This is a genomic window from Phaeobacter sp. A36a-5a (genome assembly GCF_037911135.1).
GTDB lineage: Bacteria > Pseudomonadota > Alphaproteobacteria > Rhodobacterales > Rhodobacteraceae > Phaeobacter > Phaeobacter bryozoorum.
This window is the reverse complement of sequence record NZ_JBBLYU010000001.1, coordinates 2,154,266-2,174,769: the sequence shown is the minus strand read 5'-3', so window position 1 is coordinate 2,174,769 and position 20,504 is coordinate 2,154,266. Positions and strand designations below refer to the sequence as shown.

Below are 20,504 nucleotides of genomic sequence, written 5' to 3'. Positions count from 1 at the left end.
GTCGGGTCCGATGGCTCGCGCCTTTGAAAAGGATAGTCTATGAAACGCATTCTCTTTGCCGCCCTGGCCGCTGCCTCCTTTGGTCTGCCTGCCTTTGCCGGGGATCAATATGTCGACAACACCGGCTTTGCCGTTTCGGGCTACGATGTGGTGGCCTATCGTGATCTGGCGCAGAACCCTGTCGGCAACGCCCAGCCCGCAGCGGTGCCCGGCAATGCCGCCTTCACGGCTGAGCATAACGGCGCCACCTTCGCCTTCTCCAGCGCCGAGAACCGCGATAAATTTGCTGCCAACCCCGAGTATTACGCGCCGCAATATGATGGCCACTGTGCCTATGGCGTTTCCAAGGGCGGCAAGGTTCCGGGCAACCCGAACCTCTGGCGCATCGTGGATGACAAACTCTATCTCAACATCACCAAGAACGTCGTCGGCTTCTGGGAAGCGGATATTCCCGGCAACATCAACCTCGCCGAGGGCAACTGGCCCGAAATCGAACCCGCCGATGCCTCCAAGAGCGTGATCCCCAACTTCACATCCTCGGCGCCGGAGAAAGGCTGATCTGATCCGATCTGATCGCCCGCCTGCGGGCGCGGGGGGGGAGGGGCCTCGAACCGCTCCCCCCAAGCATGAAAACAGCGCCCCGGAGACATCCTGGGCGCTGTTTTACATCACACGACCTGCCGCTCAGACCCAAGGCCAGCTGGCAGGTGGTTTCAGGCGGTTCAGCGTTTGCGGTCGCGGCGCGCGCTCATCGGCTGGAAGGCCACGCCAACATGCGCTTCGCAATAGGGTTTGCCCTGCTGGACCGGCAGGCCACAGAACCAGAAATCTTCGGTCGCGGGGTCACCTACGGGCCATTTGCAAGTCCGCTCGGTCAGCTCCATCAGCGACAGCTTCTTGGCCTTCTTCTCGATCTCATTGACCTTGGCCAGCGCTTCTGGGCTGATCTCATTGGCCGAGGGCTGCGGCGGCAGTGGCTGTCCGGCCGGGATGATCTGACGGCGCGCAGGCGTCGCGCTCCGGGCGTCGCCGGTGGCCGCAGGCTCGGGCGTTACCGGGCGGGCCGGTTCGGTCTTGGGCTGCGGCTTGGGCTTGGCCGGAGCCGCAGCAGCGGCGGCTGGCGCTGGCTTTGGCGCGGCGGCGGGCTTTTCCTTGGGCTCGGCTGCCGGTTTGGCCGTACCGCTGTTGCGGTTGGACAGTCCCAGGCGATGCACCTTGCCAATCACGGCGTTGCGTGTCACGCCGCCGAGTTCCTTGGCGATCTGGCTTGCAGATTGCCCTTCGCCCCACATTTTCTTGAGCAGTTCGACGCGCTCGTCTGTCCAGGACATCTGTTGCCTTTCCAAGCTAAAAGCGGCCCCAGGAACCTGCGGCCGCCATCGAATTCCGTAACAAGCCCCTATTCTAATCACTGCGCCCCGAGTTACAAGAGCGTCTTGCGCTTGTCAGGGGTCTGCCGGGCCATCTGCGGCGACAAGCCTATCCATCAGGCTCGACGATCAGCCCCGGCAAAGGGCGCAGCACGGGTTGACGCGCGCCTGCGACCGGTTACGAAGGCCGTGACCACCCCCGAGGTCGCCGGACCGGTGGGGGATTGGCCCGCACAGAGTGAAAGAGGTCGGACATGGCACAGGATACACCGCAGACCCCGGCAGGGACCGCAGCACAGGCAGAGTCACCTGTCTCACCGGGTATCGCCCTCGGAGAACGCCGGTTCGGGCGGGTGAACTGGCTTGGCCTGCGCACCCTGGCACGGCGCGAGGTTACCCGGTTTCTGGTGGTCTGGACCCAGACCCTGCTGGCGCCAATGGTCACTGCCGCGCTGTTCCTGATGATCTTCAACATTGCCATCGGGCCGGGGCGGGGCGATGTGATGGGCGTGCCCTTCATCGTATTTCTGGCCCCCGGCATCATGATGATGACGGTGATCCAAAATGCCTTTGCCAATACCTCCTCCTCCATCGTGATCACCAAGGTGCAGGGCAATATCGTCGACACGCTGATGCCGCCGCTGTCCGGGGTTGAAATCCTGCTGGGCTATCTGGCCGGCGCGGTCGCGCGGGGCGTTCTGGTGGCCCTCGGCATCGGCACCGGCCTCATGCTGGTGCTTGGCGTGGTGCCGGAACACCCTTTGGTGGCGCTGCTCTTTGTGGTGCTGGGCGCGGTATTCCTCGGTGGGCTTGGCATTGTTGCCGGTGTCTTCGCCGAGAAGTTCGACCAGATGGCAGCGATCACCAATTTCATCGTGACGCCGCTCGCCTTTCTCTCTGGCACGTTCTACTCGGTGCAGTCGCTGCCACCAGTGCTGCGGCTGCTGTCGCATCTCAATCCGGTGTTCTACCTGATCGACGGCGTGCGATTCGGCGTGATCGGCACCTCCGACAGTTCGCCGGTGCTCGGGCTTGTGGTCTGTAGCCTCGCAAGCCTCGCCATCGGCACATTGGCCTGGCTGATGCTGCGCAGCGGTTACCGGCTGAAATCCTGATCCGCCTGCGCGCCCGAATCCACGTGCAGGGTCGGGGGGCGCAGGCGTCCCTCGCGCCAGGCCAGTAGCGCCGCGCCCGCCAGAATGATCACCGCCCCCAGCACGGTGACCGCATCCGGGACCACCGCGAACACCGCAAGATCATAGAGCGTGGCAAAGATCAGCGTCGCATAGCTGAAAGGCGCCACAAATGACGCATCCGCCCGCGCGATTCCGTTGATGAAACAGCCCTGAGCGCAGGCCATCATACAGCCGAGCGCCGCCATCAGCGCCCATTGCTCTGCCGAGGGAGGCTGCCAAACCGCGACCACCGCGCTACAGGCAATCACCGTGCCCAGAAGATTGTTGACCCACAGGATCTGCAACGGCCGCTCGCGCCCGGCCAGCCGCTTGATAAAGATCAGCTCCAGCCCCATCACCGCAGCCGCCGCCAGCGCCAGCAGGCTGGCGGGCTGAAAACTCGCCGGGGTCGGGCGCAGCAGGATCATCGCGCCCAGCAGCGCAATCGCCGCCGCCGCCCATCGCCAGGGACCAACCCGCTCTCCCAGCAGCGGAATCGCCAGCAGCATCGCAAAGACCGGGTTCAAAAAGGTGATCGCGGTGGCATCCGCCAGCGGGATATAGGCCACCGAGGCAAACATCAGCGTCACCCCCATCCAGCCAAAGCTGGTGCGCCCGAGATGCAGCCCCCAATGCGGGCGGGTGAACCGGGGTCGCCGCAGCGCGACCACTGTCGTGATCGCCAGAAACGCAAAGGCAAAGCGCCCGAAACTGATCTGAAGCGGATGCAGCGGCACACCCGATGCCTCGGTACCCAAAGCCTTTGCGATCAGGGTGGTGCCTGCGATGAAAACTGTGGCCACCAGGATGAAGACGGCGGCAAGAGCGGGATTGGGCGATATGGTCCGGTGCATGGGCCAGCGATGCGCCAGCGGTGCCGCCTTGGCAAGCCAAAACGGTTTGCTCAGCGTCGAAACGGTGCCGCCTCTAGCGCATCGCGGGCCTGGCGCAGGCTGGTCAGGAACCGCTCCGCCCGCTGGATACGGGCCTCGACCTCGGCAATCCGGCTGTCAAGAAAGGCAACCCCATCGAAACTCTCCGGCTCCGCCGCTTCCAGCTGGCTCAGCAGGATGGCAAGATCCGCAATGCTGATGCCCGCGGCCTGCGCATCGGCGATCTGTTCCAGCGTGATCAGCGCCTCCTCAGGATAATCCCGGTAGCTGTTGGTCGGTTCCGCTCCCGGCGCCGAATGGATCAGCCCTTGACGCTCGTAAAATCGCAGCGTGTCACGGCTGACACCGCTCAGCCGCGCCAGTTCACCGATCCGCACCCTGTGGCCTCCCTGAAAACAATTGACTCAACTCCATGGTTTTGAGCATAATCCGGAAGTGAAACCGGATCAAGAGGTGTGACATGGGTCCCAAGTGTCAAAGCTGCGGAATGCCGCTCAGCAAGGATCCCGAGGGCGGCGGCAGCGAGGCGGACGGCAGCCGCAGCGGGACATATTGTTCACTCTGTTATGAAAACGGCAGCTTCCGGCACCCCGGTGCCAGCCTTGCCGAGTTTCAGGCCCACTGCGTCGATGCGCTTGAAGCCAAGGGGATGCCGCGCATTCTGGCCTGGGCCTTCACCCGCGGCATGGGTCGGCTTGATCGCTGGCGGCGCGCATAACACCGGCAAAGCGGCCGGCCCCGAGCAAGAGCGCCGACTGTGGCACCCCGGGGTGCCGCTTTGTCGCATATGGCTTCACAAATGGTCTTTTCTTTTGTCAAAACCTCCGTTATGGACGCGGTCATGATCACCGCTGCACATATCTCCCTGCTGCGACGCCGACGCCAAAGCGCGTAACCGGCCCCGATCCCGCGTGCCTGATCAATGCTCATCGGCATGCCTCAAGACCTCAAGAATCACGCCCAAAATCGTTGACCCTGCGGCCCGGCTGCGTCACTGCTTGGCCCATCATGCCCAAAAGGAAGATCCAGATGATCCCCTCCGTTCTGCCAACCTATAATCGCGCGCCGCTCAGCTTTGTGAAGGGCGAGGGCGCCTGGCTGATCGAGGCTGACGGGCGACGTTTTCTGGACCTCGCCGCCGGCATTGCGGTCAATGCGCTGGGCCACGCCCATCCGGCTCTGGTCAAGGCGCTGACGGAACAGGCCGAAAACCTCTGGCATGTCTCCAACCTCTACCACATCCCGCAGCAGCAGGCGCTGGCCGACCGGCTGGTGGAGCACAGCTTTGCCGACACCGTGTTCTTCACCAACTCCGGCACCGAGGCCTGCGAACTCGCCGTGAAAATGGCGCGCAAGTATTTCTATGAAAACGATCAGCCCGAGCGGGTGGAGATCATCACCTTCTCCGGTGCCTTCCATGGCCGCTCCGCCGCAGGCATCTCAGCCGCGGGCTCTGAAAAAATGACCAAGGGCTTCGGCCCGATGCTGCCCGGCTTTGTCCATCTCACCTTCGGCGATCTCGATGCGGTCACCGATGCCATCAGCGACAAGACCGCCGCGATCCTGATCGAACCGGTGCAGGGCGAGGGCGGTATCCGCCCGGTGCCGGATGCAGAGCTGAAGGCGCTGCGTCAGATCTGTGACGATCACGGCCTGCTGCTGATCCTCGACGAGGTGCAATGCGGTGTGGGTCGTACCGGCAAGCTGTTTGCCCATGAATGGGCAGGCATCACCCCCGACATCATGATGGTGGCCAAGGGCATCGGCGGCGGTTTCCCGCTGGGTGCAGTGCTCGCAACGGAGGAGGCTGCGAGCGGCATGACCGCAGGCACCCATGGCTCCACCTATGGCGGCAACCCGCTGGGCTGTGCGGTGGGCTGCGCGGTGATGGATCACGTCTCCGACCCTGCCTTTCTGGCCGAGGTCAACCGCAAGGCAGGTCTCCTGCGTCAGAAACTCGAAGGGCTGGTGGCCGCCCATCCCGAGGTCTTCGAGGAGGTGCGCGGCACCGGCCTGATGCTGGGGCTGAAATGCGTGGCGGCCAATATCGACGTGGTCAATGCCGGCTATGCGGCCGAGGTGGTCACGGTTCCGGCCGCCGACAATGTGATCCGCCTGCTGCCGCCGCTGACCCTCACCGATGAGGACATTGGAGAGGCCTTCGCCCGTCTCGATCAGGCCGCCACCGCGCTGACCGCCAGCGCCGAGGCCTAGCCGTCATCTTTCCCGAAATACTCCGGGGGTGCGGGGGCTGGCCCCCGCCTTGACCGGCCCAGCGATGCGGTGCCGCCGCCTACCAAGACAACCGAAAGCGATATCCGACATGAACCACTTTCTCGACATTCACAAAACCGATGCCGCCGATCTGCGCGGGATCATCGACCAGGCCCGGATCACCAAGGATGCCCGCCAGGGCCGCCCGAAGGCCGCCCTTGACGATGAACTGCCGCTGAAGGACCGGATGGTTGCGCTGATCTTCGAAAAACCCTCGACCCGGACCCGCGTCTCCTTTGATGTGGGCGTGCGGCAGATGGGCGGGCAGACCATGGTGCTGTCGGGCAGCGACATGCAGCTCGGCCACGGCGAGACCATCGCCGACACCGCCCGCGTGCTCAGCCGCTATGTCGATATGATCATGATCCGCACCTTTGATGAAACCGTGCTGACCGAAATGGCCGAATATGCCTCGGTGCCGGTGATCAACGGGCTGACCGACCGCACCCACCCCTGCCAGATCATGGCCGATGTGCTGACCTATGAGGAGCATCGCGGCCCCATCAAGGGCAAGAAAGTCGTCTGGTGCGGCGACGGCAACAATGTCTGCGCCTCCTTCCTGCATGCGGCCGCACAATTCGGCTTTGATTTCACTTTCACCGGTCCGGCCCAGCTCGACCCGGAGCCTGAGTTCATCGGCCTCGCCCGCAACGCAGGCTCGCAGGTCATCATCGAGCGCGACGCCCAGAAAGCGGTCGAGGGCGCCGATCTGGTGGTGGCCGACACCTGGGTCTCGATGCACGACAGCCAGTCGTCCAAGGAGCGCCGCCACAATATGCTGCGCAGCTATCAGGTGAACGATGCGCTGATGGCCCATGCCAAACCCGATGCGCTGTTCATGCACTGCCTGCCGGCCCACCGCGAAGAGGAAGTCACCTCCGCCGTGATGGATGGTCCGCAATCGGTGATCTTTGACGAGGCTGAAAACCGCCTGCACGCACAAAAGGCGATCATGCGCTATTGCCTCGGGGCCTGAACCACTCGCCTCAGCCTGCGAATAGGCCAACAAAAAACCGCCGCATCCGGCCAGGATGCGGCGGTTTTTCCATTTCAGGCCGAGGCTTCGGGCCGGGACTTTAGCCCAGGGCCGGGATCACATTGTGATCGCGGTCAGCGCCAGGAACACGCAGCCCGACAGCAGTGCCGCGGCGGGCACGGTGATCACCCATGCGGCAGCAATGGTCATGAAATGGCTGCGGCGCACAAGTTTGCGGCGACGGCGCTCTTCCGGTGCAATCCGCTTGGTTTCGGGTTGGGTGGCGGAGCTGTTGCGCAGGCGGCGCTCCATATGCCATTCGCGGAAGAAACCGACGCCAAACACAGCCCCCACCGCAATGTGGGTGGAGGAGACCGGCAGGCCCAGCCAGCTGGCCACGATCACGGTGATCGCGGCCGACAGCGATACGCAATAGGCGCGCATCGGATTGAGCTTGGTGATCTGGCTGCCGACCATGCGGATCAGCTTGGGACCAAAGAGGAACAGGCCAAAGGAGATGCCAAAGGCCCCGATCACCATGACCCAGGTCGGAATCGCCACTTTGGAGGCGATATCGCCAAATTCCGTTGTGTGCACGATCGCCGCCAGCGGACCCACCGCATTGGCCACATCATTGGCACCATGAGCAAACGACAGAAGTGCAGCCGAGATCACCAGCGGGATCGAAAACAGCACCTTCAGCGATTTGTTGCGGTTCTCCATCCCCTCCGACTGGCGCTTGATCAGCGGTGCGGTGATCACATAGCTCATCGCGCCGACAGCGGCCCCGATCAGCAGCGCAATCTCCAGGTCGATCTTGATGATCTTCTTCAGCCCCTTCAGCGCCAGATAAGAGGCAAAGGCCCCCGCCATGATGCCCACCAGTACCGGAACCCAGCGCCGTGCAGCGGCGATCTTGTCGTCCTGATAGATGATCTTGGCCTTGATAAAGGCGAGGAACCCGGCCGCAATCAGCCCGCCCAGCACCGGTGAGATCACCCAGCTGGCAGCGATTTTGCTCATAGTAGGCCAGTTCACGGCGCCGAACCCGGCTGCTGCGATACCAGCGCCCATGACGCCGCCCACAACCGAATGTGTGGTCGAGACAGGCGCGCCGATCCATGTCGCAAGGTTCACCCAGAGCGCCGAGGAAATCAGCGCCGCCATCATGGCCCAGATGAACACATCGGCGCTGGCAACACTTGCCGGATCAATGATGCCCTTGGAGATGGTGGAGACCACATCGCCGCCTGCCAGCAGCGCACCGGCGCTTTCGGCGAGGGCGGCAATCACGATGGCGCCGCCCATGGTCAGCGCGTTGGCGCCCACCGCCGGGCCCATGTTGTTGGCCACATCATTGGCGCCGATGTTCAGCGCCATATAGGCCCCGAAGGCCGCCGCCGCGATCACCACAAAGCTGGAGGGCGCCGAGCCGAGGAACACCGCCGCGCCAACGCCGGCCAGCGCGATAAAGACCAGCGCGATGCCGGGGGCCACCAGCGGGCGCGACACATAGGATGTCGCCAGTTCAAGTTGAGAAATCCGGTTAAGATCCCGGTCCAGTGTCTTCCACTGCGGTCGCTGCGGTGCGTCGCTCATTGTATCGATCCCGATTCAAAAGTTGCGCACGCGCCTAGCGTCCCCTCTGCAGTCATGCAAGGGGTTTGTCATATTTCCATCACGGAACTGTTACAATTGACGCAGTAATTCGCTCAATTCAGGCTCGGCCACCAGATCCGCAGCTGCGGCCGGCGACATCCATTTGCGGGTCCGCTCGGATTGTTCGGGATAATCCTTGGCCAGCTCAATGACCTCTGCCGCATAGACCAGCGTGTGCACGGTTTCCTTCGTGCCATTGTCCTGCAATTTCACATATTCGTAGGTGCCGACCGGCTCACCCTCGATCCGGGCCTCACGCACACCGGCCTCTTCCCAGGCCTCCTGCAGCGCGGATTGCGGGCCGTTCTTGCCCTTGATCGGCCAGCCTTTGGGGACAATCCAGCGACCGGTGCCCCGGCTGGTGATCATCAGCACTTCTCGGCCCTCGGCACCATCGCGATAGCACATGGCGGCGACTTGCAGCCGTTTGGGGCGGAAAAACATTGGCCGGAGGTACTCCTCCCAGGCACTGGACATCATATGCTTCATTGCTGCTCAGCTTTCTGCTGCCGACGCTTGGATGCCCGGCACATTTTTGCTTTGGAACAATCTTGGCATGGTGGGGCCGGAATTCAAGAGGCCGAGATTGCGAAACGGCGGGTTTTTGCGCCAAAGAGGCGCAAAATTCCGTGAATTCGCGGGGAAATCACGCGTTCCGGCATCAGTTTTGGCTATTTCCGGGGTTTCGCGCGCAGGGTCGGATCCGCCTGCGTGGGGTCCTCGGGCCAGGGGTGTTTGGGGTATTGGGCGCGCATATCCTTGCGCACATCGGCATAAGAGCCGGACCAGAAACCGGGCAGATCGCGGGTGATCTGGATCGGCCGCTGCGCCGGTGACAGCAGCGAGACCTTCAGCGCCACGCCACCCACGGTAGGGTGGCGGGTGACCCCGAACATCTCTTGCAGGCGCACGGAGATCTCCGGGATCTCCTCGGCATAATCAATCGGCACCCGACGCCCCAGCGGCGTGGTGAAATGCGGCGGCGCCAGCTGGTCCAGCCTCTGCGTCTGCTCCCAGCTGAGCGCCGCGCGCAGCGCAGGCAGCAGGTCAAAGCGTTTCCAGTCCTCGGCGCTGCGCACCCCGTCCAGCATCGGCAGCAGCCAATCCTCCAGCGTCGCCAGCAAAGCCTCTTCGCTGAAATCCGGCAGATCCTCGCCATCGGCCTGCAACAATCGCACCCGCGCCACAAACCGCGCCGCCGCACCGCTGAGCCGCAGGCCCAGTTCGCGCACGCCGTCCAGCATCGCCGTCGCCACAGCCTCCGCCGGAACATCCTTCCAGATGTGATCCTCCAGCACGATGGCGCCCAGACACTGCTGACGACGCGCCACCACCCGGCGATCGCGTTTGGACCAGGCGCAGGTCAGCTGCGGTTTGATCTGATCGGCAAATTCGGCGCGCAGCTCAGACAGGGTGATCGGTGCGGCCAGCCGCAGCCGCGCCTCACGCGGGTTGCCATCGCTGTCGAGCCCCACCAGAAACGGCGTCGCCGCCAGACTGTCCTCGGGTGGCAGCACCGCGCCCTTGCCACCGGACAACACATAGCGCGGCGCATCGCCCTTGCGGCGCTGGCCGATCCGGTCGGGGTAGGCGGTGGCGGCCATCACCGCAGCGCTTGCCGACGCAGAGGACGCCCCACCGCGCGCCTGCCGGGCCAGCCGCTTGGTCTCGCCCTTGATGCGTTCCAGCGTCGGGAGGTTCAGCTGATAGCTCCGGCGACGCTGAAACCCCTTGGCATCCCTCAGGGCCTCCAGCCGCAGCGCCAGATCCACCGGCGCGCCGCGCAACGGGTCGCGTTCCGCCAGCAGCGCCGCCAGCGGTGCCGCATCAGCGCCAAAGCGCGCCAGCATGTGCCCCAGGCGCGGGTGCAGCGGCAGCCGGGCCAGCGCCTTGCCATGGGGGGTGATCCGCCCCTCGTCGTCCAGCGCCCCGAGCATCCGCAACAAGGCGCGCGCCTCCTGCAGGGCGCCATCTGGCGGTGGCGTCAGAAACGGGAGATCGCCCGGATCCGCCCCCCAGAGCGCCAGTTCCAGCGCCAGCGCGGTAAGGTCGGCGGCCTGAATCTCCGGCGGCGGAAACGCGGCCAACGCGCCATCCTCGCCCTTGGTCCACAACCGATACCCAACACCAGCTGCAACACGGCCCGCACGGCCCTGCCGCTGGGTAGCCTCGGCACGGGTCACCCGCTCGGTCACCAGTCGCGACATGCCGGAACCGGGGTCGAACCGGCTGCGCCGCGCCAGCCCCATGTCCACCACCACGCGAATGTCCTGAATGGTGAGCGAGGTTTCCGCGATCGAGGTCGCGAGCACGATTTTGCGCGCCACAGGATCCGGCTGGATCGCCGCGCGCTGCTCGGCAAAGGGGAGCGCGCCATATAGCGGACGCACCACGCAATCCCCCGGCAGCCGGGTCGCCAGCGCGGCAGCGGCCTTGCGGATCTCGCCCTCGCCGGGGAGGAACACCAGAATGCCGCCACCCTTGGCCTCGGACCCGCCTTTGCCGCCGGATCCGGGCGGGCGTGTCTCCGCCTCTGCGCGCAGCACCAGATCCACCAGCGCATCCAGCCGCCTCGGACCGCGTCCGCTGCGGCTGTCGGCGGGCAGGGGGGTGTCCAGCCAGCGGGTCTCAACCGGATAGCTGCGCCCCTCGGAGGTGATCAGCGGCGCCGCCATCAGCTCGGCTACGGGTGCGGCATCCAATGTGGCAGACATGGCCAGCAGGATCAGATCGTCGCGCAGCGCTCCGGCCACCTCCAGACAGAGCGCCAGACCAAAATCGGCATTGAGCGACCGTTCGTGGAATTCGTCAAAGATCACCGCGCCGATACCCGGCAGATCAGGGTCCGATTGCAGCATCCGGGTCAGGATCCCCTCGGTCACCACTTCGATCCGGGTCTCGGCGCTGACCTTGGCCTCGCCGCGGATCCGGTAGCCGACGGTTGCGCCGACCGGCTGGCCCAGCGTGTCGGCCATACGTTCCGCCGCGGCCCGCGCTGCCAGCCTGCGCGGCTCCAGCATGATGATCCGCCCCTCGCAGAGCTGCTCTTCCAGCATCGCCAGCGGCACCCGCGTGGTCTTGCCGGCGCCCGGTGGCGCCTGCAACACGGCACGCGACTGGCGGCGCAGGGCAGCGATCAACTCGGGCAGGGCGTCATCAATGGGCAATCTGGTCATGCCGCCTTATCGCCAATGGCGCGGGCGTGGTCCAGCGCCGAGCGCACCGGCTTTGTCCTCCTGCGACGGATGTTCACTGGACAAGCGCCGCCCGGCTGCGCCATCAATGCCCAAACCTAGGAGCGGGGAGAGGGCCACCATGGCAGCAGCAGGCAATTCCGGTGGAACAGGCGGCACAACGGCAGACCGCAGGGGTCCGCTGGATATCGACGATCTGGCCGCGCGGATCCTGAATGGCGAACGCCGCGCCCTGGCCCGAGCGATCACGCTGGTGGAAAGCGGGCGCGCCGACCACCGCGAGGCCACCACCCGCCTGCTGGACAGTCTGGCCCGCGAAAACCGTCAGGCTCTGCGCATCGGCCTGTCCGGCACGCCGGGGGTGGGGAAATCCACCTTCATCGAAAGCTTCGGCATGATGCTGATCGCGGCAGGCCTGCGGGTCGCGGTGCTTGCGGTTGATCCCAGCTCGACCCGTTCGGGCGGATCGATTCTGGGCGACAAGACCCGGATGGAACATCTCAGCCGTGAAAAAAACGCCTTTATCCGCCCCTCGCCAAGCCAGACCCATCTGGGCGGCGTTGGGCGCCGCTCGCGCGAAGCGGTGGCGCTGTGCGAGGCGGCGGGCTTTGACGTGGTGCTGATCGAAACCGTCGGGGTCGGGCAGTCAGAAACCGTGGTCTCGGAAATGTCCGATCTGTTTCTCTTGCTGCTGGCGCCGGCGGGGGGCGACGAATTGCAGGGCGTCAAACGCGGTATCATGGAAATGGCCGACATCATTCTGGTGAACAAGGCCGACGGCGATCTGAAACCGGCCGCCACCCGCACCTGCGCCGATTATGCCGGGGCGCTGCGCCTGCTGCGCAAACGTCCGCAGGATCCCGATGGCTTCCCCAAGGCGCTGATGGTCTCTGCCGCGACAAGGGACGGGCTGGAGACCGCATGGGACGACATGCAGGCGCTGGCCGACTGGCGTCGCGCCAATGGCCACTGGCAGCGCCGCCGCGCCGAACAGGCCCGCTACTGGTTTGGCGAGGATGTGCGTCAGGCGCTGCTGGCACGGCTGGAAACCCCCTGGGCGCGGAGCCGCATGGCGGAACTCTCCGAAGATGTGGCGGCAGGGCAGATCACGCCGGCGGCGGCGGCCCGGGATCTGCTGGCCGGGCTGGGCGTCGGTTGAGGTCCGCACCGGCTGCCGGGAGGGGATGCTGCGGCAGGCGCAGATGCTGTGATAAACGCTGGAGTCCGCGCCTCAGACAGGCTATGAGGGCGCAGACCTTGGGTGCTGAAACAGCCCGCTGGGAGGTTGTGCACGGGTTGTCCCATAAATCCGTTTCATATGGCTTGACCCTGCACGCGATTCCTCCTAAACGCATCCAACCAGTTTTCGGGCGCAGCCAATGGCCGCGCCCCTTGTAATTTGGTGCTCGATTCGAACAATGATCCACGGGCGCCCCAGATACGAAGGATGAACCTATGTCGCGCCGTTGCGAACTGACCGGAAAAGGCCCGATGACTGGCAACAATGTCAGCCACGCCAACAACAAAACCAAACGTCGCTTTCTGCCGAACCTGAACGACGTGACCCTCCAGTCCGAGACTCTGGGTCGTGGTATCAAGCTGCGCATCTCCGCGGCTGCTCTGCGCACCGTTGATCACCGTGGTGGTCTGGACGCATTCCTGGCCAAAGCCAAGGACGAAGAGCTGTCCACCGCAGCGCTGAAGGTCAAGAAAGAGATCGCCAAGGCACAAGCCGCCGAGGCCTGATCGCCAGACCCGGCCCGCAGCGGGCAGGGACAAGATTTCGAAACGCCGTGCATGACCCTCATGCGCGGCGTTTTCATATGTGTCACTGGTGTGCCTGTCTCGCCGGTCGCGCCTGCTTTGCCTGCGTCCCTTTTTCGCCTTGCAGCGGCGCGGTCGCGGGCGCATATCTCGCGGCACAATGACCTTGCTGCGTTCATATCTGGCTCTGGCCCTGATCGCTTTGATGGCCGTCACCGGCGTCAGCGCGCAGGCGGGTATGCGCGATGCTACGGGGCAGATGGTGATCTGTACCGGCACCGGGCCGGTGATGGTCTATATCGACAGCGACGGCCAGCCGGTCTCGCCGCCGATGGACTGCCCCGAATGCCTGACCTTCACCGCCGATCTTGCGCTGTCGCTGCCGCTTCCGGCGCAGAGTACCCTGCCGCGACAGCTGACGCGCGATCTGGGCGAATCCGCCGCGATCCTGCCCATGGTGCGGCTGGCGGCCTGGGCCCGTGGTCCACCGGAACTGGTGCCTCTGCGCGCGGTCTGAGCGCGCTCCACCAGACCTGAATTCCGAAGCCTACGTATCAAGGATCACGACCAATGACCTTCAAGACCACTTTTGCCGCCAGCGTCGCTGCCATCTGTTTTGCCGGTGCCGCCTTTGCCGCCGACATCACCGTGACAGACAGCTACGCCCGCGTCTCCTCCAAAGCCGCCAAGAGCGGCGCGGCCTTTATGATGATCGAAAACGCCTCCGACAGCGACGACCGCCTGATCGCAGCCCATAGCGACGCCGCAAAGCTGGTGCAGCTGCACACCCATAAGGAAGGCGAAAACGGCGTCATGCAGATGCTCCACGTCGAGGAGGGCTTTGCCGTTGCTGCCAGTGCCACCCATATGCTGCAACGTGGCGGCGATCATGTGATGCTGATGGGGCTGACCAGACCGCTGGAGCATGGCGATACGGTCGATCTTACCCTCGTGTTCGAAAAGGCCGGTGAGGTCACCGTGACCGTGCCCGTCGATCTGGAGCGCAAGGCAGATCACGGTGCGATGAAACACTCGCATTGATCGCCCGTCTGATCTGAAACCACAGCCCTTTTTCGGCCAGCCCGCGCAGACCGCCGCATGGGCTGGCCATTTTCTTTTTCTGCGGGCGCGTTACCATGGGCCTCTCCCCTCGCGCCAAATCGCGGCGCATCCAGCAAAGGCCGCATCCGTGACGCAGAACGTTCTCTTTGTCTGTCTTGGCAATATCTGCCGCTCCCCCGCCGCCGAAGGCGTGTTTCGACTGCTCTGCCCGCAGGTCGGGACCGACAGCGCCGGCACCGCAGGCTACCATGTGGGCGCGCCGCCCTATGGCGCCATGCAGGCCGCAGCCGGGGCGCGGGGGATTGATCTGTCGGATCTGCGCGCGCGTCAGTTCACACCACAGGATTTCGCCCGCTTTGATCTGATCATCGCAATGGATGGCGACAATCTCGCCGATATCGAAGCGCTGCGCCCCGAGGGAGCTGCGACGCCGGTCAGGCTGTTCACCGATTACGCCCCGGATCATGGCGCCGATCACGTGCCGGATCCCTATTACACCCGCGACTTTGACGGATGCCTCGATCTGATCGAAGCCGCCGCAGCCGGGCTGGCCAGAACATTGCGCTAAGGCGGGTTCAGTCCTCCAGCACCTTCAGCTCACCGGCCAGCCAGGGCAGGCGGTGTACCGCAGGGTCAATCATATGGCCCTGCACCAGCCGCCGCATCGTCTGCGCCACGTCGCGCGGCACCCGGTCGGCCCAATCGGCACTGGAAAACAGCGAAATTCGCCGCGAAAACGCCCCAAAGGGCAGCGGAAAGGCCTCGATCTCATCATGGAACCGGCCAGCCCGCATATAGCCCAGCGGCGTGGTGATCGCCCAGCCGATCCGCCGCGCCACCAGCGCCATCAGCGACAGATGCGAGCCGATTTCGAACCGTTCCTCAAACAGCAGCTTCTGGCGCGCCAGATGGGCCTCGATCTGCTGCGAAATCAGCTGGCTGCTCTCATAGCGCAGAAACGGCAGGGCGCTGAGGATATCCATCTCCGCCTCCGGTTTGCGCAGCATCCCGCGCGGCGCCACCAGCATGAAGGGATCGCGCACCAGCGGGTATTCGGTGATCCCCTCGCGCAGCGCACCGGAGGTGGCCGCCACGGCAATATGCAGCTCGCGCGCATCCAGTGCGTCCAGAATGTCGTGGCTGCCTGCGGTGATCATCTTGAAACGGCAGTTGACCAGGCTCTCGGCCAGCGTGGTGGCCAGACGCGGGGTCAGATCATTGTCGAAATCATCAATCAGACCGATGGACAGCGTCGACAGGTGGTTGAGGTCAACCACGCTCAATTCGCTCTGCGCCAGACGCAGCTCGGTCAGCACCGCCTCCGTCCGCACCAGGAAATTGCGCCCGGCCGGGGTCAGCACCATCGGACGGCGGCCGTGGTTGACCAGCTCCGCCCCCAGCGCGCTTTCCAGATTGCGCAGCTGCTGGCTGACCGCAGGCTGGCTCAGCCCGGTGAGCGCGGCCGTCTGTGCCACCGACCCGGTCTTGGCGAGCGCTTCGAACACCTCAAGCCCGCGCAGCGTCACCCCTTTCATCAACATATCTGCGGTCCTGCCTGATGGTGCGGGCGCCGTTCTGCGTCCCGTCGATGGGAAAGGGGAGGGGCGATGCGCATCGTCTGCTCAGCTGCGGTCCGTGATAGCCTCTGCCTGCGGGGCGTCTTATCCGATGTCACCCGGTGTCATTCGGGCGCCGGGTTGGACGTGATTAACCCACCCCGCCGCAGCGGATCAGCTACAGACCCGGGCTGCGTTTTCACCGAAGGATTTGTACCGTTTCCACAGCCGCTCGTCCGAGCTGCGGCTCGACTGGCGCACGACCTGGGCCTGATGCGGATCGCTGAACCATTTCGACACGGTCTTGCGTTCGCTGCGGTTGAGGCTGGCATTGGCCACCGACTGAATGCAGCGGCAGAGTGACGGCGAGGCTGCGGCGCGGTTGGACTGGCGGCAGGCCTTCTCGATGGCGCCGGCGTCGACGGGGGCAGGCATCGCACCGGTGATCATCACAGCGCATAGCGTGGCAGTCAGCAGTAGCTTCATCTTCATTGTCCCTAGAAATCTGCAAGTGCTCTGATCTGAACGGGTCTGATGCCCGCGTGTGCCGGGACTATGACGCAAGCGGCGGAGGCTTTCAATCTAGGTAAACAGCTGGTTAGCCCTCGGCGGAAACCCGCCAACGGGCAAGAGGGCCTCCGCCGCGGCCCGGGCATAGCCCAGCCGCTGCCGCGCCCATCGGGCGCCGGCCCCTCTGGTGATCTGCTATGGCGACGCGGCGCTGTCCGATAGTCCGGCCCCCCGTTCGGGCAGCTGTTCGACCGAGCGGCCAGCGGGCGCAGGTCAGGACTGATTTGGCCCGCGCAGGGACAGGATCATCTGGCGGACCGACTTCCAGTCCTCGGCCTCGGCGGTTTTGCCAGCCTCCTGACAACGCCGCATTTTCTGCGCCACTTCGGCCTCGGCCTTGTCCCCATGCGCTGAATAGAGCGCTCGGGCATATTCGGCAGTTCTGATGGCATCCATTTCGGTGTCCTCCTGAGCAGTGGGATCCCCCGCAGCGGGGGCGCGCGTCTCGCGGAATGGCCACAGTATAGCGTATTTTCGACCCGCCCGCAGGAGGCCAGACGAATTTGCGGCGTTTTGACAAAGCGGGGAGGGCAGTGCCTGACCTTGCGTAGATCAGGCGCGGTTTGGCCTTGGGACTGGGGGTGGCCTGTTCAGAGAACACCGAGCAGGCGCAGGCCAATTTTTACGAGTTCAAGCAACTTGGGGCCAAAATTGACCCCTGCCGCAACTGCACCACCACCTACCAAGCCAGCGAGTTGCACTGTCTTTCGAGTGTCGCTGTCGAACCATTCGGCACCTTTGCGTGTGACCGTGTCATACTGATCTTTCAACAAGGCCATCTTGGAAACACGGCTGAACACCCGTGTTGCCGCATCCGCGCCGGGCAAAGGGGGCGCGCCATTTGCCAGCGGCAATGTGGCATCGTTGATCAGTTCTGGAATATCCTGCGCGAAATCTTCCGCAAGCTCTGCCTCGCTGATCGCTGTAAGGATGGGCAAGGCTTCTTCCAGCACTTGCTTTTCCTCAGCTGCAAGCGTTTTGAACGCCTGCCTTCCAAGCTGTTCGCGGTTCGCCGCGACCTCAGAATGATTGACCCGAATGCCGCGCACGCCTTCCTCTACAGTGTGGAGAAGGGCGTGGTTATCCTCATTCGGGGGAAGTTCTCTGGTCTCAATCAATTGCCGCCGCAGGCTGCCGGCAACTGTTGTCAGCGTCAGCTCCGCGTTCTGCGGGTCGTCCCTGTATTTGGTCAGCACCCGGTTGAGCTTTTTCACATCGCCCGAGCGCTCCGACAGCCCGTTATGGCCGCCAAGGCAATCCTCCAGTGCGTCGCCGATCTGCGACAGAAGAGCGGACATATAAGACGCGTTCTCCACCGGGATCGGCACCGCGCGGAACTTGCCAGTCTCCGGGTTCAGCTCGATGGTCTCGGCCAATGGTAGTTTTTCAGCGAGGAATTCAGCCTTGATCCGCTCGATTTCGGCGGCGACGGCTTCGGGGCCAGCGTCCCAGATTGCATCGTCGATCAAGGCAACCCGGCGTTGCAGGTCCCAATCGAGCGGTTTGCCGTCGAGGAAACCTTTGTACCACTCGCGCCAGTGGTTTAGGATTGCCGAATTTACATCTAAGGCACTAATAAATTTTGATATTTCCAGATCTGGTGAGTTGTCAAAGAGTGGATCGGCGAGCGATATGTTGTCAAAATTTCCGATATCACTGCGCAGGCTCTTTCTTTTCCCTTCTGTATCTAGAAAGTTGCCATCGATATGACCTCGCAGCAAGATGTCATTCAGCGCACCTTTGACTGCCGTTTTTCCTAGCGATTTGGTGGGAGCCAATAGCTTTGCTAGATCGATAATATCTGAAAATGCTGGGTCGCCGTGAATCTTAGGGGCATAAGATAGCTTATCTAACGCGAACCGGAGAATACCGATCATGTCACGTGTAGGAGCGTAAGATATTCTGACCGATATCGCGACCACTCTCAAAACGTAGAACTGTGTGAAAAATGTCCACCCTAGCCTCTCAGAGTCGAATGGGTTCTGGAGAAAAGCTAGCTGCCTTAGGATTTCTCGCGCAACAACAACATTGAAGCGCCTGTTCACGGCTACTCCAAACCGGCGCTTGCTTCGTCGTGTCCTATTATCGCTCATGCCCGCTTGACCAAACCCTAAAACCAAATCATATCCCCTTGCATGACAGACCTCGCTCACATCCGCAATTTCTCCATCGTCGCCCATATCGACCATGGCAAATCCACTCTCGCTGACCGGCTCATTCAGGAGACCGGAACGGTTGAGGACCGCGATATGAAGGAGCAGCTGCTCGACTCCATGGATATCGAGCGCGAGCGCGGCATCACCATCAAGGCCAACACCGTCCGCATCGACTACAAGGCCGATGATGGCGAGACCTATGTGCTGAACCTGATCGACACCCCCGGTCACGTCGATTTCGCCTATGAGGTCTCCCGCTCCATGCGCGCGGTCGAAGGCTCGCTTCTGGTGGTCGACAGCTCGCAAGGGGTTGAGGCGCAGACGCTGGCCAATGTCTATCACGCGCTGGACGCCGACCATGAAATCGTGCCGGTCCTGAACAAGATCGACCTGCCGGCCTCTGACTGTGACCGCGTCGCCGAACAGATCGAGGATGTGATCGGCATCGACGCCTCCGAGGCGATCCGGGTTTCGGCCAAGACAGGGCAGGGCATCCGCGAGACGCTCGAAGCCATCGTGAAGAAACTCCCCGCGCCAACCGGAACCCGCGACGCGCCGCTGAAGGCGATGCTGGTGGACAGCTGGTATGACGCCTATCTCGGTGTGATCGTTCTGGTCCGCATCATGGACGGCGTCCTGAAAAAGGGCATGCGGGTCAAATTCATGTCGAACGGCACTCTGCATCACGTCGACCGCATCGGCGTGTTCCGCCCGGCCATGCAGGTGGTGGACCAGCTGGAACCAGGCGAGATCGGCTTCCTCACCGCGTCCATCAAACAGGTGCGCGACACCCGCGTCGGCGACACCATCACCAATGACCGCAACGGCACCGAGGTCGCCCTGCCGGGCTTTAAACCGGCACAGCCCGTGGTGTTCTGCGGTCTCTTCCCGGTGGATTCCTCCGAGTTCGAAGACCTGCGCGACGCCATCGACAAGCTGGCGCTGAATGACGCGTCCTTCTCCTTTGAAATGGAAACCTCCGCGGCCCTCGGCTTTGGCTTCCGCTGCGGCTTCCTTGGTCTGTTGCACCTTGAGGTGATCCGCGACCGGATCGAACGCGAATATAATATCGAGCTGATCACCACCGCGCCCTCCGTGGTCTACCATGTCTACATGAAGGGCAAGGAAGGCGTTGAGGGCGAGATGATCGAGCTGCACAACCCCGCCGACATGCCCGATATGTCCAAGGTCGACCACCTTGAGGAGCCGCGCATCAAGGCGACCATTCTGGTGCCCGATGAATACCTCGGCGATGTGCTGAAGCTCTGCCAGGACCGTCGCGGCATTCAGGAAGACCTGACCTACGCCGGCTCCCGCGCCATGGTGGTCTATGACCTGCCGCTGAACGAGGTGGTGTTTGACTTCTATGACCGGTTGAAATCGGTAACCAAGGGCTATGCCTCCTTCGACTACCAGATGACCGGCTACCGCGAGGACAATCTGGTCAAGATGTCGGTGCTGGTCAACGACGAGCCGGTGGATGCGCTGTCGATGATGGTGCACCGCGACCGCGCCGAATTGCGGGGCCGCGCCATGTGCGAAAAGCTCAAGGACCTGATCCCGCGCCACATGTTCAAGATCCCGATCCAGGCCGCCATCGGCGGCAAGGTGATTGCGCGCGAGACCCTCTCGGCGCTGCGCAAGGACGTGACCGCCAAATGCTACGGCGGCGACGCCACCCGGAAGCGCAAACTGCTGGACAAGCAGAAAGCGGGCAAGAAGAAAATGCGCCAGTTCGGCAAGGTGGATATTCCCCAGGAAGCTTTCATCTCGGCGTTGAAGATGGATAGCTGAGGCTGGCCACGCCTCAATTCTCTGTTTTAGGATTGACGAAAGAAACACTCAAAGCGGGTGT

The 20,504-nt window shown here is 63.4% G+C and carries 21 protein-coding genes; 11 read left to right on the top strand and 10 right to left on the bottom strand.

Annotated elements, in window-relative coordinates:
- Positions 1-39: 39 nt before the first annotated feature.
- Entirely contained in the window at positions 40-558 is a 519-nt protein-coding gene (locus WLQ66_RS10110; RefSeq protein WP_340546178.1) for a YHS domain-containing (seleno)protein, read from the top strand.
- Between the two features lie 164 nt (positions 559-722).
- On the opposite strand, the gene WLQ66_RS10105 is transcribed toward WLQ66_RS10110, so the two are convergent.
- The gene (locus WLQ66_RS10105; RefSeq protein WP_340546177.1) at positions 723-1,331 is read right to left on the bottom strand and encodes a GcrA family cell cycle regulator; all 609 of its coding nucleotides are present in this window, start codon (positions 1,329-1,331) and stop codon (positions 723-725) included.
- Between the two features lie 293 nt (positions 1,332-1,624).
- On the opposite strand from WLQ66_RS10105, the gene WLQ66_RS10100 reads away from it, so the two are divergent.
- Positions 1,625-2,485, top strand: a complete 861-nt coding sequence (locus WLQ66_RS10100; RefSeq protein WP_340546176.1) for an ABC transporter permease — start codon at positions 1,625-1,627, stop codon at positions 2,483-2,485.
- Here the strand turns inward: WLQ66_RS10100 and WLQ66_RS10095 are convergent.
- Positions 2,467-3,399 carry a DMT family transporter gene (locus tag WLQ66_RS10095; RefSeq protein WP_340546175.1) on the bottom strand — a complete coding sequence of 311 codons (933 nt, stop codon included), beginning with the start codon at positions 3,397-3,399 and terminating at the stop codon, positions 2,467-2,469. The two genes, WLQ66_RS10100 and WLQ66_RS10095, sit on opposite strands and share 19 nt — an antisense overlap.
- 50 nt (positions 3,400-3,449) lie before the next feature.
- Entirely contained in the window at positions 3,450-3,815 is a 366-nt protein-coding gene (locus tag WLQ66_RS10090) for a MerR family transcriptional regulator (protein WP_340546174.1), read from the bottom strand.
- A gap of 83 nt (positions 3,816-3,898) precedes the next feature.
- Between WLQ66_RS10090 and WLQ66_RS10085 the strand changes: the two genes are divergently transcribed.
- The 3 genes from WLQ66_RS10085 (at position 3,899) to argF (ending at position 6,688) form a co-directional block, all read left to right on the top strand.
- Positions 3,899-4,156 carry a zinc ribbon domain-containing protein gene (locus tag WLQ66_RS10085; RefSeq protein ID WP_340546173.1) on the top strand — a complete coding sequence of 86 codons (258 nt, stop codon included), beginning with the start codon at positions 3,899-3,901 and terminating at the stop codon, positions 4,154-4,156.
- 311 nt (positions 4,157-4,467) lie between these two features.
- Positions 4,468-5,652 (top strand): aspartate aminotransferase family protein, encoded by a 1,185-nt coding sequence (locus WLQ66_RS10080; RefSeq protein ID WP_340546172.1) that lies wholly within the window; start codon positions 4,468-4,470, stop codon positions 5,650-5,652.
- Between the two features lie 109 nt (positions 5,653-5,761).
- Positions 5,762-6,688: an ornithine carbamoyltransferase gene (gene argF / locus WLQ66_RS10075; RefSeq protein ID WP_340546171.1), complete on the top strand. Its 927-nt coding sequence runs from the start codon at positions 5,762-5,764 to the stop codon at positions 6,686-6,688.
- Positions 6,689-6,805: 117 nt separating this feature from the next.
- On the opposite strand, the gene WLQ66_RS10070 is transcribed toward argF, so the two are convergent.
- From WLQ66_RS10070 to hrpB, 3 genes are all read right to left on the bottom strand, one after another.
- Positions 6,806-8,287 (bottom strand): inorganic phosphate transporter, encoded by a 1,482-nt coding sequence (locus WLQ66_RS10070; RefSeq protein WP_340546170.1) that lies wholly within the window; start codon positions 8,285-8,287, stop codon positions 6,806-6,808.
- 90 nt (positions 8,288-8,377) lie between these two features.
- A complete protein-coding gene (locus WLQ66_RS10065; RefSeq protein WP_340546169.1) occupies positions 8,378-8,836 on the bottom strand; it encodes an NUDIX hydrolase in 459 nt (152 codons plus the stop codon).
- Between the two features lie 182 nt (positions 8,837-9,018).
- Complete coding sequence (gene hrpB / locus WLQ66_RS10060; protein ID WP_340546168.1) at positions 9,019-11,523, bottom strand: ATP-dependent helicase HrpB; 2,505 nt, start codon at positions 11,521-11,523, stop codon at positions 9,019-9,021.
- Between the two features lie 139 nt (positions 11,524-11,662).
- On the opposite strand from hrpB, the gene meaB reads away from it, so the two are divergent.
- The 5 genes from meaB to WLQ66_RS10035 all read left to right on the top strand — a co-directional run bounded on the left by meaB (position 11,663) and on the right by WLQ66_RS10035 (position 14,935).
- A complete protein-coding gene (gene meaB / locus WLQ66_RS10055; RefSeq protein WP_374015564.1) occupies positions 11,663-12,700 on the top strand; it encodes a methylmalonyl Co-A mutase-associated GTPase MeaB in 1,038 nt (345 codons plus the stop codon).
- Between the two features lie 296 nt (positions 12,701-12,996).
- Complete coding sequence (rpmB, locus tag WLQ66_RS10050; protein ID WP_260088093.1) at positions 12,997-13,287, top strand: 50S ribosomal protein L28; 291 nt, start codon at positions 12,997-12,999, stop codon at positions 13,285-13,287.
- Positions 13,288-13,465: 178 nt separating this feature from the next.
- Positions 13,466-13,822 (top strand): DUF2946 family protein, encoded by a 357-nt coding sequence (locus WLQ66_RS10045; protein ID WP_340546167.1) that lies wholly within the window; start codon positions 13,466-13,468, stop codon positions 13,820-13,822.
- Between the two features lie 53 nt (positions 13,823-13,875).
- Positions 13,876-14,346, top strand: coding sequence for a copper chaperone PCu(A)C (locus WLQ66_RS10040; protein WP_340546166.1), 471 nt, complete (start codon positions 13,876-13,878; stop codon positions 14,344-14,346).
- 148 nt (positions 14,347-14,494) lie between these two features.
- On the top strand, positions 14,495-14,935 hold the full coding sequence (locus WLQ66_RS10035; RefSeq protein WP_340546165.1) for a low molecular weight protein-tyrosine-phosphatase: 441 nt from the start codon (positions 14,495-14,497) through the stop codon (positions 14,933-14,935).
- Between the two features lie 7 nt (positions 14,936-14,942).
- On the opposite strand, the gene WLQ66_RS10030 is transcribed toward WLQ66_RS10035, so the two are convergent.
- The 4 genes from WLQ66_RS10030 to WLQ66_RS10015 all read right to left on the bottom strand — a co-directional run bounded on the left by WLQ66_RS10030 (position 14,943) and on the right by WLQ66_RS10015 (position 18,370).
- A complete protein-coding gene (locus WLQ66_RS10030) occupies positions 14,943-15,908 on the bottom strand; it encodes a LysR family transcriptional regulator (protein ID WP_340546164.1) in 966 nt (321 codons plus the stop codon).
- 189 nt (positions 15,909-16,097) lie between these two features.
- Entirely contained in the window at positions 16,098-16,409 is a 312-nt protein-coding gene (locus WLQ66_RS10025) for a hypothetical protein (RefSeq protein ID WP_340546163.1), read from the bottom strand.
- Positions 16,410-16,706: 297 nt separating this feature from the next.
- Positions 16,707-16,889, bottom strand: a complete 183-nt coding sequence (locus WLQ66_RS10020; protein ID WP_027246833.1) for a hypothetical protein — start codon at positions 16,887-16,889, stop codon at positions 16,707-16,709.
- Positions 16,890-17,083: 194 nt separating this feature from the next.
- The gene (locus WLQ66_RS10015) at positions 17,084-18,370 is read right to left on the bottom strand and encodes a hypothetical protein (protein ID WP_340546162.1); all 1,287 of its coding nucleotides are present in this window, start codon (positions 18,368-18,370) and stop codon (positions 17,084-17,086) included.
- 258 nt (positions 18,371-18,628) lie between these two features.
- Here WLQ66_RS10015 and lepA point away from each other — a divergent pair, with 258 nt between their 5' ends.
- Positions 18,629-20,443, top strand: coding sequence for a translation elongation factor 4 (lepA, locus tag WLQ66_RS10010; RefSeq protein ID WP_340546161.1), 1,815 nt, complete (start codon positions 18,629-18,631; stop codon positions 20,441-20,443).
- The last annotated feature ends 61 nt before the right edge of the window (positions 20,444-20,504 follow it).